This window comes from Riemerella columbina, from assembly GCF_030517065.1.
GTDB classification, from domain to species: Bacteria; Bacteroidota; Bacteroidia; order Flavobacteriales; family Weeksellaceae; genus Riemerella; species Riemerella columbina_A.
Genome location: NZ_CP103950.1, coordinates 1530155 through 1544443, shown reverse-complemented (window position 1 = coordinate 1544443; position 14289 = coordinate 1530155). Strand labels below are relative to the sequence as shown.

Sequence of the window (14289 nt, the reverse complement as noted above, 5' to 3'; positions counted from 1 at the left end):
TGTATTATTTTAAAATTGCTGTTTCTGTTAATTTTTGACCTAAAATTTCGTTGTCTTTTGCCAAATCATAGGCGGTTTCATCTAAAGAAGTTTTGATGTTTTTATCAGCACCTAAGCGGAGTAGGGCTTCAATAAGTTGCATATCTTTAGACTGCATCGCGGCGAGGTGGAGCGGGGTAAGACCTTCCTCATTTTGAGCATTGATGTCGGTAAAATAAGGTTTTAAAGCCTCTAAAAGCGCCACACTATGCTGATTAACAGCAAGATGAGCTAAGGTGTTGCCATCAGGTTGAGCTTGTGTTATCACGATGCCTTTTTGCTTCAATAATTCTAATTTTTTCAAAATATCCGATACGGCATTTTTATTTCTATCGCTGTAAGAATTGAGGGCATAGAACACGAGACTGTTGCCTTTTCGGTCTTTAATTTGAGCATCTGCCCCTTGGCTAATCAGGTATTCCACCATTTCTGGACTTGCCCTCTGCATAGCATAACTTAGGGCGGAGAGTCCTTTTTTATCCACAGCATTGATGTTTTTAAGCCCTTGCTGAACCATCAATTCTACGAGCGCTTTTTTATTGCGTTGGGCGGCTTTCATCAGTGGCGTAACGCCTTCGTGGTTGGCTTGTTCAGCGCTGATGCCTTGTTTGATGAATTCTGCGGCAAGCGTTTCATTCATATTTCGCCCTGATAGTAGGAAATGAAGTAGGTTGTTGCCCTCATGATCCACCGTTTTAGGCGAAATTTTAAGATCTTGGATTAGGTAATCAAATACAGGCTGTGCCTCCGCGCCGTTTTTAGTGCCTTTGGCAGCAAAGAGGAGGATTTCATCAGTGTATATTCCCCCTTGGGGGATGAGTTTTTTCAGCAATTCAGGGTCTTGACTTCTTGCGGCATAATCTACCACGGTGCGCCCTAAATCATCTTTGGCATTCAGCTGGAAGCCCTTGCCGAGGAAGTATTTTGTTAAAGTGAGGTTGGCATCATCATTCGCGATGGCATAGTGAAAAATCTCGGCACCATCTTTATATTTTTGGTGAAGCGGCACGCCATATTGAAAAAATAAATCATAAAGCGCAGGATTTTTCAACCCCGAGTTAGCCCCAAAAACCAAAGGCGTATAGCCCTTGCTGTCCATATGATTGATGTCCGACTGGTGTTCCAAAAGCCATTTTACCAAATCCAAATTTCCTCTATAAGCTGCCCAATGGAGGTAGATTCGGCTGTCGTGTGTAAGCTTATCCACGGTATTTCCCGGTTGTTGGAGTAGATAGAGCACCACCTCTTGAGGGGCATCTTGCATAATCGCTTGGGTAACCACATCAAAGTTAGCTGGATTAGCCGCTGATGGGCTGTTGCCTTTCGCAATTTCCGCTTTTACGACCGCCACATTGGGACGATTTTGCCAGAAGTTTTTCTCTAAAAGAGTATTTTGCGCCAGTAGGGCATTCACGCTAAGCCCAAGGCTGAGGATGATGTATTTTTTCATAATCTAAATTTTTTATAGTTCTGTTATGTTTAGGGCGTGCCCCTCGCCGAGGCTTATTCCTGCCCCTCGGGTCGGGCTTTCGGCTCTATCTTTTTTTTCGTCGTTCCTCCTCAAAAAAGGATGCCGCCTCTATCCTTCACACACCCATAGATGCTGTAAAAATCAAATGGTTAAATAGCAATCGTATTTTTGTAGACCTTTATACGCTTACCTATTTTCTCCAAAAAACTAAAACGAGGCAAAGTTAGTTTTAATTTAGAATGTTTACAAATAATAAACAATGATAAATATCATTTATGAAAGCGGGAGGGCTCAATTCAAAATCAGAAAAAAGTCTAATTTTTTGATTGAAATATAGAAGTGGAACTTCAAAAAATTATATCTTTGTAAGAAAAAAGATATGAGCACAGCCATTATACAAGCCGAAGTCAATACAAAGGACATTCCTTTGTTGGAGGCATTATTGAAGAAATTCAAAGCAAAATCCATCAAAGTTGAGGAAAAAGACCCTGCCAAAATGAGTAAAGAGGAATATGAAATAATGCTTGAAAACTCTAAAAAAGTGAAAAAGTAGCTCTCTCACCTCAACAAGAAAAGGATTTATTTGCGGTATGAATTATAAAATCATTTATACAAATGATGCGATTAAAGGCATTTAAATGCATAAAAAATCAGGGCAAAAGATTTTAGTAAAGAAAATCTTCGTGTAGATACTGGGAAGCTAAAACAATTGAAGTGAGTAAAAACGAATCGTTTTGATATAGAAACTTGGCATAGAAAAATCAACAAATAGCATCGGCTGACCTACGAAATCTCTGCCGCTGAAAATGATATAGAAAATCTTTCCGTTAAAAATAGCTGTTAAAGTTATTTCTTCAGTCGCTAAATCTGAAATTAAAAATATCTAATCACATAGCGGAGTGTTTCTCTCCTAAAAAATGTAAATAAAGGCGATATTTTACCTTATATTTACTAAAAATCAAAATAGATAAGTCTATTTTAGGCTTTTTTATCAGTTATATTGAGAGAACAAATAAAAAATAAAGCTTTTTATCCAGAGGCTGCCTCCATTTTACCAAAATTTTATTATCTTTACCTTTTAAAATTTAGAAATCTAATGAAAACGATTAAATCTTCACTACTGTTGGCTTCTGCGGGGCTATCGGTGGTGGCTTGTACTACGATGAACAAAACACAAACCCAATCTTCGGAAATCCCCGTGCCGGCGGGCAATCCTTTTCTTAAAAAAAGTACTTTGCAGTATTTTGCTCCAGAATTTGATAAAATTAAAGATGCAGATTTTAAACCCGCTTTTGAGTATGGATTAAAGGTGCAATCATCTGAAATTGAGCAAATTGCCAATAATGCCGAAGCACCGACTTTTGAAAATACCGTGCTGGCATTGGAAAACAGCGGCGAGGTGCTAAAAAGAGCTCAAAGTCTTTTCTACAACCTCACGAGTGCTAATACCAACCAGACTTTGCAGGATTTGCAACAGGAATATGCTCCTGTTTTTTCGGCGCATTCTGACCAGATTTTCCTCAATGCAAAACTCTACCAACGCATTCAGAAAGTCTATGAAAATAGAGGTGCGTTAGATGCTGAAAGTCAGCGCTTGGTGGAATATTATAAGCAAAATTTTGACATCGCAGGGGCAAATCTTTCCGATGCTCAAAAGGCTGAATTAAAGCAAATTAACTCTGAATTGGCAACGCTATCTACCGTGTTTTCCAACAAATTATTAGATGCGCGCAAAAACGGTGCTTTGCTCATTGATGATGTAAAAGCCCTCGACGGACTTACGGAAGATCAGATTGCGGCAGCGGCACAAGATGCCAAAGAGGCAGGGCACGAAGGTAAGTATCTTTTGACCTTGCTTAATACCACGCAACAGCCTCTACTTCAGAATCTTAAAAATAGAGATACGCGTGAAAAACTATTCAAAGCGTCGTGGTTTAGAGCGGAAAAAGGCAATGCCGACGACACCCGAGCGACTTTGGAAAAATTGGCGAGACTTCGCTTGAAAAAAGCCCAACTATTAGGCAAAAAATCTTATGCCGAGTGGAAACTTCAAGACCAAATGGCAAAAAAACCAGAGGCTGCCCTCAATCTATTGGCACAATTGGCGAAACCCGCTGTAGAAACGGCTCACAGAGAAGCGGCAGAAATTCAGCAATTGATAGATGCCCAAAAAGGTGGATTTGAATTGGCACCTTGGGACTGGAATTTCTACGCCGAACAGGTGCGAAAAGCCAAGTATGACCTCGATGAAAACGAGATTAAACCGTATTTTGAGGTGACCACCGTGTTGGAAAAAGGTGTGTTCTATGCGGCGGAAAAATTCTACGGTATCACCTTCAAAGAGCGAAAGGATCTGCCTGTGTATCACCCAGATGTGGTGGCGTATGAGGTGTTTGACCGCGATGGGAAATCAATGGCGTTGTATTATTTGGATTTCTACACGCGCAACAATAAAAATGGCGGGGCGTGGATGAGCAATTTTGTGGAACAATCCTATCAACAGGGGCAAAAACCAGTGATTGTGAATGTTTTCAATTATCAGAAACCTGCACCAGGAAAGCCTTCGCTGATCAGTTATGATGATGTGACCACGATGTTTCACGAGTTTGGACATACACTACACGGACTGTTTGCGAGCCAGCAATATGTGAGTCTTTCGGGGACTAATGTACCTCGAGATTTTGTGGAATTTCCGTCGCAAATCAATGAGTTTTTTGCGTTGGAGCCCGAAGTGTTGAAGAATTATGCACTGCACTATCAAACCAAACAACCGATGCCACAGGCGTTGATCGATAAAATCAAAAAGGCAGCGACTTTCAACCAAGGTTATGCGACTACAGAGCTTGTGGCGGCAGCGACTTTGGATATGGCGTGGCATTCGGTAACAGCGGATTCGCAATTATTGCCAGCGTTGGAATTTGAGCAATCAGCCCTTAAAAAATATGGACTTTTGGTGCCTCAGGTGCCGCCGAGATATCACTCGCCGTACTTTGCACACATTTGGGGCGGCGGCTATTCGGCGGGCTATTATGCGTATATGTGGAGCGATATGCTCAACTCCGATGCGTGGGATTGGATACAGCACCACGGCGGTATGACGCGCGAAAATGGCGACCGTTTCAGAAAATATATCCTCTCGGTGGGCAACACGGTGGATCTGAACCAAGCGTTTAAAGATTTCACAGGACGAACCCCAGACTTGAAGCCTTTGTTGAAGGATAAAGGGTTTGTGAAATAGAGAGGGAGACTTTTAATTTTTTACTTTCGGCGGGGCGAAGCCCCGCCGAAAGTTTTTTATATCCTTTTTCTAATTGTATTCTTTGGTGACTTAGTATTATCAATTCATTGAATAAAAATGAAAAATCATCAAGATGATGAGGTGTTATAGATTAAAATATATGCTGTGAAAGAATACAATATTTTTTCTATATAAATTCATCAGGAAATCGTTTAAGTCATTGTTTTTGTTGCGGTAAGATAAAAAAGTATCGTTTTAAGGTTAGATAAAGAGAATTTTGATCATCAACAAGTTGCTTTAATTATGCTTTAAATTTAAGGTTCATTTTCACTTCTAATCAAAAGAAAAACGACTGAGTTTAAAAACTCAATCGCTATAAAAAATGAATGACTATTCCGCTAAATTCCCAATATAGAATAGTCCCAAACATTTCTCCGATGGCTCCAAAGATAAAAATGAAGATAGATGTTCGGCAAACATTGGGCTACTCCAATAGCATCCTAAGCCGTAGGCGGTGCACATCAGGTACATATTCTGCACGCCCATAGCTACTGCAGCGAGGTCTTCCCACTCGGGGACACTGCCACTGAATGCTGCAGAAATGCTGATGACCGCTCCAGAATGGCGGATTTTGAACTGTATATCTTGGTATTTTTTCTCCTTGAACAATTCTGGCGGGGTATGTGTTTGGTAGAGCGTCGCCATTTCTTCTGCCAACTGGGCTTTTTCTTCATTTTGAAACAGATGAAAACGCCACGGCTTGGTCTTTTTATGATTGGGAGCGAGGCTCGCCACTTCCATAATATCGGCTAAAATTTCAGGGGCGATAGGCGTAGGGGCGTAGTCTTTTGGGTAGAGGCTTCTGCGGCGTTCTATCAGGTTTTTGAGGGTTTTTGCTTCTGTGTTCATCGTGGTTTTGGGGTTAGTGGGTTAATCGTTATGGTAAGGTTTGCCTTGCAAAATTTGGTCGGCACGGTAGAGTTGCTCAATGAAAAAGAGCCGCACCATTTGGTGGGTAAAAGTGAGCTGGGAGAGGGCAAATTTCTCCTGTGCCCGTTGATAAATTTCATCGGAAAAGCCGTAGGCACCACCAATGAGGAAAATAATTCGCTTCACGGAGGTGAGCATCAGTTGGTTGATTTTCTCTGCAAAAAGCCGACTGGTGTACTGTTTCCCTTTTTCATCTAATAAAATAAGGTGGTCTGTGGGCTCTATTTGGTTGAGGAATAATTTGGCTTCTTCCTTTTTGATGAGCGCGGGTGTGTGTTGCTTTTGGTGCTTAATATCAGGGAGTTCCAGCATCTCAAAATTAAAGTGCTTGGGCAATCTTTTCTGATAATACAGCATCAGTTGTTGGATCTCTTTTTGGTCGGTTTTCCCGATGCAGATGAGTTTGAGTTGCATAGTCTGGCAGAGGGGCTAATTATTTTTTAATATATTTGTGTTGCAAATATAATAAGATATGCCCAAGAAATTACCTTCGTTTATCATAAAAATTCATCGGTATTTGGATAGCATCCACATTCCTTTCTTAGGGATTTCGCTTTGGAAGATGTTTGAAATCTATGGTCAAGGATTGTTTAAAAACCAAGTGATTAAACAGGCGTCCAGCATCTCGTGGAGCTTTTTTCTGAGTTTGTTTCCTTTTATTTTGTTTTTGCTCTCTATTCTGCCGTATATGCCGCATTATGACAAGTTGCAATTTTATATTTTTGAAGTGCTGATGCCCAACATCCTCCCTGCTCATATGCAGAGCGATGTATCGGGGTATATCCAAGACAGCATTATCCCCAATATGGAGAGTTTGAGCAAGGTGACTATTCTTTTTGCGTTGGTTTTTGCGACCAATGGCACTTATTCGCTCATCAATGGGTTTAATGAAAATACCGATTCTAAGCGTGGTTTTATTAAGGAATATGCCATTTCTTTGGCGGTTACGGTGGTTTTTGTAGCGCTGATTTTGTTGTCTATTTTTGGGATTTATTATTCCGAGGTGGTGCTGAAACTCTTTAAGCCTCAGTACGATATGAGTTGGCTGGTGAGTAACCTCTCGCAGATTATTGGGTTTATCTCTTTTCCGCTGTTTTACTTTGTGCTTTTGGTGTTGTTTTATTGGGTGGGTTGTGTGAAGATTAAACAATGGAAATATGCGATTCCAGGGGCTATTTTGACCACGGTGCTCTTTGTGCTGACCACTTATGGCTTTGTATTTTATATGACCAATTTTGCCAAATATAATGTGCTTTATGGCTCTATTGGCAGTATTATTTTGGTGATGATTTGGGTCAATCTTAACATTGTGCTGATTCTCTTTGGCAATGAACTTAATCTTTCCATCGATAAGGTGAGGCGAGAAAAAATCATCGGTTTGGAAGAAAAAGCGTGATGCATTTTCCAATGGTTAGTTTTACCGACTGAATACCAAAATGCGAGAAAAAATAGAGATTTGATGGTTTTCTAATTTTTCTGTTCTATATCGTTTTTATACCGATTTTAAAACATAAAAAATCTTCCCATTCTTTAGAACAAGGAGGATTGATGATTAAAAAAATCCGTTGGATTATTCCACAATGCTATTAGGAGTGATACCTGTGGTTGTGGTTTTCTCTAAGCTTCCATTGGTGCGGAAGAAATACGCTTCGCCATCAGATTGGTAATCTTTAGCATCTAAGCCCACCACAAAAAGGTTGCTCAGCTGACTAATGGAGTAGAAATTAACATCTGATATTTTTTCTGACTGCGTTAAGAAATTAGCACCTGCTGCCACTTTGTGGAGTTTGCCATCCATCAAGAAGAAATAAAAACGGTCAACTTTTGTAATATCGCTGATTTTTTCTTTATGGTCAGGTGTGGTATCTGCCCAATCGGAGAGCTTTTCGGTACCTTGGGTATTGAGCGCCCACAAACTGCCATCTACGGTTTGCGGGTCTGGCCATAGCGAATAGTCCCACATACCGCCACAAGAAATCAGCACGCGGTCGTTTTCCACCACAAAGCCGTTCGGGTTGTAGCCTACGGTCAGATATTTTTCCACGGTGTTGGTAATCGGGTTAATCACCGCCACCTTATTATTATGCCCATAAGCCCCTTGGAGCAAGGCGTAGACTTTATTATTAAAGTTGAAAATCTTTTCTACGCCGAAATCTGTTTTAATGCGGGTTTCTTCTTTCAGCGTAACAGGGTCTAACACGGCAATGAAATCATCATCGGCGTTAAAACCATTCCCCCAATTGGTTACAAAAACTTTACCGCTGGCAACGGTAGCATACCTTGGGTTGCTCAATTCTACTGAAGTTTCCGCTTCTTTTTTCAAAGTAAAGCGGTTGACTTTAACCACTTTGTTGCTATAATTGACCACGATGTATAGATCATTACCATGGCGGTAGGCAGATTGTGGTGTATCACCTAATATTTCATTGTTAACCGATTGATAAACATTATTTTGTGTGTTTGTAAACTGGTAAGAAGTGTAGGTAAGGCTGCCATTGTTATGCCCGAAATTACCTTCATTAAGGATTAAAAACCCACTTTCGTAATTGCCTTTTGGCGTGTAGACTTCTCCATCTCTGTTACACGCTACCAATAGCGTAGCGGTGGCTAAAATGCTTAAAAATTTTCTCATAATATCAAGATTTAAAAAATAGTTGTTAAGTTAAGTAAATACTGTCTGCCTGGCATAGGATAGCCCTGCATTGTGTTATAATGTTGGTTCAATAAATTCTTCACGCTCAAACTTAGTGTATAGCGCATTCGCCCTAAAGCGGCAGTGTGGCTCAAGTTGGTATTCCAAAGGTGGTAAGCTGGCAAAAAATAAGAACCATTATTGTCGGTGGATCTCTTGCTGGTATAGAAATGCGTCACCTCCAGCGCGAGGTGCTTTCTTTTGAGGCTTAAGCTATTGTTATAATTCCATTTTGGAGTGTAGAGTAGAGGGTGCCCAGTCCTTTGATTGTGCGTATCGGTATAGGCTACGGTATTACTAAAGTTGATTTTCATTGCCCCCCATTGGAAGGAGTGGAGGCTTCGCAAAGTGCCGCCTTGGGTGGTAACAAAATCTAAATTGGTGGGTGTCCAAAAGCCTAAAGCGTTAGGATACCATAAAATCCAATCTTTAACCTCGCCGTAGTAAGCAGAAAGGTCCAGCTGAAAGGCTTTCGCCAGATTGGCTACGATGCCGATTTCTCCCATTTTGCCTTGCTCAGGTTTCAGTTGAGGGTTACCGCCTTGTTTCCAATACAAATCGTTAAAAGTAGGCGTTCGGTAGGAAGTCGCATACGATGCACGGGCGCTCCATTTGGGGTTAAAATGCCACTGTGCTCCAACATCATAGGTCAGCGGTATTGTAAATTTTGAAGAAAACGAACCTCTTAAATTCGCACTGATGCTCAAAGCGCCTAAACGCTGTTGGTAGTTCAGAAACGAGTGAAGTTCCCGCAAAGGCTCTGTGCTGAGGTTATCGCCACCGCCTGTGGTCAGTCGTGATTGTAGCCCTGCCTTCAATCCGAAATTTTGGCGTTGCCATTCGGCGTAATAGTTTAGGAAATAATTTTCAGCAAAACTGATAGACTGCGGCGATTGCGGCGAGAGCCTAAAATCAAAAAACTCCGAAGTATAGGCAGATTGCAATTGGTGCTTAAACGCTTGGTGGCGGTAGAGCCACGAGAGTTGATAGCGTTGGTTTTGGTCATATTGCCGTTGCTCCGCTTTGGGGCGAGCCTCGGTGGCGCCTACATTTCTATCCGCCCATTGGTTCCAAAGGTTAAAAGTAAGTTGGTGCTTGGCATTGAGGGCGTATGCGGTATTGAGGTACAGATCCACAATATCAAAACCAGCATCTTCGGTGCGGTATTTTTTGCCCCAAGTGTCTTCAAAATCAAATTCGTTATTGGAGCGTAGGTAGTGCGTGCCAGCGCTGATGCTCCATTGCTGATTGCCGTGCTCTACCTGTATGCCGTGGCGGCTCAGCCCAAAACTGCCGATACCTTGGTTCATCGTAATTTGTGTGTGTGGCTGCCATAGGGGTTGATAGTCCATAGAGAAAACGCCACCCAGAGCACCACTGCCAAAATGGCTACTCCCAGCGCCACTACGGTAAGTCATCGTATTGGTGGTATAAGGCGAAATGATATTGGCATCTACCTGTCCATTCAGGCTGGAATTCAACGGAATACCTTCCCAAAGGAATAAATTTTGAGACGCAGAAAGCCCTTTAACGGAGATAGAACTCAACTGCCCAAAGCCATAATCTCTCACCGCTACGCCAGCCGCTTTTTGTAAAGCTTCGGAGAGGAATACGGCAGAATTTTTAGGCTTTATTTTGATAACTTGATGCCCTATGGCGGTGCTTTGTGGCGCAAGAATGCGAATCGCCACCGTGTCTATATTGGTGGTTTGCTCTTGGGCGCTTAATGGATAAATCAGAATTAAACTGATGATGCGGATAAATTTCTTCATACTTAAAAGCCTTTTCCTCCGAAAGTTTTTTAATATTAACATTAAGGCTCTGGCAGGTCTCCTGGCTTTCATCTTTTTTACTGCCTTCTCACTCCTGATAGAGCAATGGCGTATCAGCAAAAAACAAGTCTGATGCACGGTGACGCCAGCGTTGATGATTTACAGTTGCGGGGACAGCTGGAGGTTTGCACTCCATTCCCTTTTCATTTAGAAGGTTTCAATCTAAAACCAAAGTTTTGCAAATATAATCTTTTTTTTGAGGAAATAAAATCAATATTAAAAATGAATGCTTATCTTTGTCCTTATTTCTTAATCCAATGAAAATCAACCTACCCGAAAAGCTGTATTATTCCATAGGAGAAGTGGCAAAAGCATTTGATGTCAATACCTCTCTAATCCGCTATTGGGAGAAGGAATTTCCCATCATTAAACCGAAAAAAAATAAAAAAGGCAACCGCTATTTTACGCCAGAAGACATCAAGCACCTCAAGATGATTTACCACTTGGTGAAGGAGAAAGGTTACACCTTAGACGGTGCCAGAATAGCCCTCTCTACCAACGAAAAAGTGGGCGATACGGTGCAAATGATAGACCGTTTAGAGTATGTAAAAGCCGAGTTGCTCAAACTCAAAGCCTCTTTGCTCGATAAAGATGAGGTGTATTAGAAACCATTAAACCCCTTGACGATGAGACGCCCAATATCACAACTTTTTTTTCAACAGTACAAAACGCAAATAAGAGTATGGATCGCGGTGGGCGTTTTGGTTGTCATCGGTCAGGTTTTATTTTATGTTTGGCGGAGCCAGCACCACGAGGCGTTGCCAGAACTTTCGTTTGAAAAAAAACCTACTGATATACCGTTACTTACTGGTTTTAACCCGAATGATTTAGACCAAAAAGGTTGGGAGCGTTTAGGTTTTTCACTACGGCAAGCACAGACGATTATCAAGTATAAAAATGTGGTGGGAGGTACTTTTGTTTCCAAAGCGCAGTTGGCAAAATGTTACGCTATTTCTCCAGAAAAATTTGAAACTTTAGCGCCTTATATATTGTTGCCAGAAACCGCCACTACGCCGACCTATTCTCGCAAAATGCCGAACCAACAAGGTTATCGCTTAAAAATCCATCGCTCATTCAACCCGAATGATTATAGCGAGGCGGATTGGGTGAAATTAGGCTTGAGCCCCAAGCAAGCGCAGTCTATTATTAAATATCAACATTACCTCGGTGGGCGTTTTTTGAGCAAAGCTCAGCTAAAAGCTTGCTATACGCTAAGTTCCGAGCATTATGCCCAACTTGAGCCTTATCTTTTGTTGCCAGAGCAAGCACCTGAAGAGCCTCGTCATCAGGCTTCATCACCACAGAAGTCAAAAATTCAATACGCTAATTTTGACCCTAATGCACTTGACCAAGAGGGTTGGCAGAAATTAGGATTTTCGGAAAAACAAACCGCTGTCATTATCAAATATAAAGAAACGAAGCTCAAAGGGCGCTTTAAAACTTTGGAAGAAATTAAAAATTGCTTTGTGATTTCTGAAGAGAAATTTTTAGAATTGCAACCTTATATCCAGCTTTCGGAGAGCCAGCAAACAGCGCAGCAGAAAGCTCCAGAGCCAGAGCGTCCTCGATTGGATTTTTCCAAAATAGACCTGAACGACATCAGTGCTGAGCAATTGCAAATTTTCGGTTTCAGCCCTAAAATCGCCCAGCGCTATGTGGCGTTTAGAAGCGGTTTGGGCGGTTTTGTTCATAAAAATCAAGTTTTAGAAATTTATGGTGTGGAGGAGAGTTTGGCACGGCAACTTTTAGAAGTGGCACCTTTGGAAACGGCTAAAATCAAAAAATACCGATTGACAACGGCGCCAGAGGCTTGGCTGAAGCGACATCCTTATTTTAAACGCTATGCGGATAGAATCATCTTCTACCGAATTACCTACACGGATGAGGCTAAAATTTTAAAAATGCTCAACCCCAAACCTGAAGATTGGGCAAAAATGAAACTCTATTTAGAGTAGGGTTGGCAGGCGGTTGGGCTTGTTTATATCAGAAAAAAACTTTAATTTTACACATTCTTATTTTAAGATTAAAAATGCAAAAATCATTACAAATCGCCTTTGAAGTTTTTGAAAATGTAGAGGCGTTAGATGCCATAGAAAAGCAACTTTATGAAGCCGCCTATGCCGCGAGAGAAAAGGCTTATGCGCCTTATTCTGAGTTTTTGGTGGGCTGTGCGGTATGGTTAGAAAATGGCGAAATTATAACGGGTAGCAATCAGGAAAATGCGGCGTATCCTTCGGGGCTTTGTGCGGAAAGAACCACTATTTATTGGGCTTCTGCCAACTATCCGAATGTGAAAATGAAAAAATTATTCGTGATAGGAGCACCCAAAGAAGCCATTACTTCCGTGGCTATTCCGCCGTGTGGCGCGTGCCGACAAAGTATTTTAGAATACGAAGCGAAACAAAATGAACCGATAGAAATTTATTTCGCTTCATTGTCCGGTGAGATTTATAAAACGCAGTGTATCAGAGATTTATTGCCGTTTTCTTTTGATCAGTCGTTTTTATAAGTTTTATAAATCGGCGTAGGGTGAATTTTGAGGGTCGTAGAAAGCGTAATACCCATTTTTATACTTAGCAAAAATATGATGAAGCCCATTGCTGAGAATAATTTCGGGGGCTTGGATAATGCTATTGTAGCGGGCAATTTGCTCAAAAACCTCTTCTGTAAGGAGCACGGAGGGTGCTTTGCACTCAATGAGAATTTTGGGTTGTGTTTTTTCTGTGATCAGCAAATCTATGCGCTTGGTGGTTTGGTTGAGGGGTATTTTTTGCTCAGCGATGATGGCGGAATTATGGTAACCTTTGGTCGTTCGGAAATAATGAATCCAATGCTGTCTAACCCATTCTTCTGGCGTGAGCACCAACCAAGATTTTCGTAGTATATCGTAAATAAAAAATGTATCTTTGTCCTGTTTAAATTGAAAATGATAGGTTTCTTTAAAATTTAGTTTTGTAACTTGCATCGGTATGAAAGACTTAGAAATAATCCTCAAAAATATAAAAAATAAAACATTTCTGCCTATCTATTTCTTTCACGGCGAGGAGCCTTTTTTCATAGATGAAGCGGTAAAGCACCTGGAAAACGAGGTGTTAACGGAAGATGAGAAGGCGTTTAACCAAACGGTGGTTTATGGCAAAGATACCTCGTACGCGGAGGTGTTGTCTTTAGCCAAGCAATTCCCAATGATGGGAGATAAACAGCTGATTATCATTAAAGAAGCACAAGACATCAGACTGACGGAAGCCGATTCTAAAGCGCTGGAACATTATGTGGAGAATCCCGTTCCCAGCACTATTTTGGTGATTGCTCATAAGCATAAAAAGGCAGATGCCAGAAAAAAATTCACAAAGACGCTGTCTAAAAATAAAATGCTCTTTTTGAGCGAAAAGGTTAAAGATTGGCACTTGCCGCAGTTTATTCAAGAGGAAATTTCTAAAGCAGGTTTAAAGGCGGAACCGAATATTGCAACGCTCTTGGCAGAGTATTTGGGGAATGATCTATCCCGAATTTCCAACGAAATCAATAAGTTAAAATTGGTTTTAAAACCAGGCGAACAGATTACCAGCGCTGTGGTGGAGCAACATATTGGCATCAGCAAGGATTATAATATTTTTGAACTTCAGAAGGCGTTGGGTGCTAAAAATGCCGCTCAAGCGATGAAAATCGCTTATTACATCGGTAAAAATCCGAAATCTAATCCTTTGGTGGTAATGTTGGGGAGTTTGTATTCTTTCTTTTCCAATATTATTTTATACCACACGATGAAAGGACAAGCGCCGAATAATATAGCGACAGCCATGGGTGTCAATCCGTTTTTTATAAAAGATTATGAAGCGGCAGCCAGAGTTTATTCCTTAAAACACGCCACCAGAATTATTTCTATCCTCCGCGAGTTTGATATGAAAAGCAAAGGTTTAGGCGCTGTGAATATGACGGATGCCCAACTTTTAAAAGAAATGGTTTATAAAATCATCAATGTAGATAAGGTGAAAGTAAAGCTGTAAAATCAAATTAAGAAAAATAA

General features: G+C 41.1%; 13 protein-coding genes and 1 riboswitch. Of the genes, 7 read left to right on the top strand and 6 right to left on the bottom strand.

The features are described from left to right. Window positions 1–4 precede the first annotated feature (4 nt). The gene (locus NYR17_RS07325; protein ID WP_302505069.1) at window positions 5–1489 is read right to left on the bottom strand and encodes an ankyrin repeat domain-containing protein; all 1485 of its coding nucleotides are present in this window, start codon (window positions 1487–1489) and stop codon (window positions 5–7) included. A 400-nt stretch (window positions 1490–1889) separates the two neighbouring features. Here NYR17_RS07325 and NYR17_RS07320 point away from each other — a divergent pair, with 400 nt between their 5' ends. Next, window positions 1890–2063, top strand: coding sequence for a hypothetical protein (locus NYR17_RS07320; RefSeq protein WP_302505068.1), 174 nt, complete (start codon window positions 1890–1892; stop codon window positions 2061–2063). A 543-nt stretch (window positions 2064–2606) separates the two neighbouring features. Then, entirely contained in the window at window positions 2607–4748 is a 2142-nt protein-coding gene (locus NYR17_RS07315) for a M3 family metallopeptidase (protein WP_302505067.1), read from the top strand. Window positions 4749–5138: 390 nt separating this feature from the next. On the opposite strand, the gene NYR17_RS07310 is transcribed toward NYR17_RS07315, so the two are convergent. Beyond that, window positions 5139–5657, bottom strand: a complete 519-nt coding sequence (locus NYR17_RS07310; RefSeq protein WP_302505066.1) for a nitroreductase family protein — start codon at window positions 5655–5657, stop codon at window positions 5139–5141. Window positions 5658–5678: 21 nt separating this feature from the next. Next, entirely contained in the window at window positions 5679–6152 is a 474-nt protein-coding gene (locus tag NYR17_RS07305; RefSeq protein ID WP_302505065.1) for a 23S rRNA (pseudouridine(1915)-N(3))-methyltransferase RlmH, read from the bottom strand. 58 nt (window positions 6153–6210) lie between these two features. Here NYR17_RS07305 and NYR17_RS07300 point away from each other — a divergent pair, with 58 nt between their 5' ends. Then, on the top strand, window positions 6211–7134 hold the full coding sequence (locus NYR17_RS07300; protein WP_302505064.1) for a YihY/virulence factor BrkB family protein: 924 nt from the start codon (window positions 6211–6213) through the stop codon (window positions 7132–7134). Window positions 7135–7308: 174 nt separating this feature from the next. On the opposite strand, the gene NYR17_RS07295 is transcribed toward NYR17_RS07300, so the two are convergent. Further along, entirely contained in the window at window positions 7309–8370 is a 1062-nt protein-coding gene (locus tag NYR17_RS07295) for a YncE family protein (RefSeq protein WP_302505063.1), read from the bottom strand. An 11-nt stretch (window positions 8371–8381) separates the two neighbouring features. Beyond that, entirely contained in the window at window positions 8382–10202 is a 1821-nt protein-coding gene (locus tag NYR17_RS07290; RefSeq protein ID WP_302505062.1) for a TonB-dependent receptor, read from the bottom strand. Between the two features lie 34 nt (window positions 10203–10236). Beyond that, a riboswitch (cobalamin riboswitch) is annotated at window positions 10237–10450 on the bottom strand. A 69-nt stretch (window positions 10451–10519) separates the two neighbouring features. Between NYR17_RS07290 and NYR17_RS07285 the strand changes: the two genes are divergently transcribed. From NYR17_RS07285 to NYR17_RS07275, 3 genes are all read left to right on the top strand, one after another. Next, window positions 10520–10867 (top strand): MerR family transcriptional regulator, encoded by a 348-nt coding sequence (locus NYR17_RS07285; protein ID WP_302505061.1) that lies wholly within the window; start codon window positions 10520–10522, stop codon window positions 10865–10867. 21 nt (window positions 10868–10888) lie between these two features. Next, window positions 10889–12217, top strand: coding sequence for a helix-hairpin-helix domain-containing protein (locus NYR17_RS07280; RefSeq protein WP_302505060.1), 1329 nt, complete (start codon window positions 10889–10891; stop codon window positions 12215–12217). 74 nt (window positions 12218–12291) lie between these two features. Further along, entirely contained in the window at window positions 12292–12771 is a 480-nt protein-coding gene (locus NYR17_RS07275; RefSeq protein WP_302505059.1) for a cytidine deaminase, read from the top strand. A gap of 3 nt (window positions 12772–12774) precedes the next feature. On the opposite strand, the gene NYR17_RS07270 is transcribed toward NYR17_RS07275, so the two are convergent. Then, window positions 12775–13227, bottom strand: coding sequence for a type I restriction enzyme HsdR N-terminal domain-containing protein (locus tag NYR17_RS07270; RefSeq protein WP_302505058.1), 453 nt, complete (start codon window positions 13225–13227; stop codon window positions 12775–12777). A 4-nt stretch (window positions 13228–13231) separates the two neighbouring features. Between NYR17_RS07270 and holA the strand changes: the two genes are divergently transcribed. Continuing rightward, window positions 13232–14269: a DNA polymerase III subunit delta gene (gene holA, locus NYR17_RS07265; RefSeq protein ID WP_302505057.1), complete on the top strand. Its 1038-nt coding sequence runs from the start codon at window positions 13232–13234 to the stop codon at window positions 14267–14269. The last annotated feature ends 20 nt before the right edge of the window (window positions 14270–14289 follow it).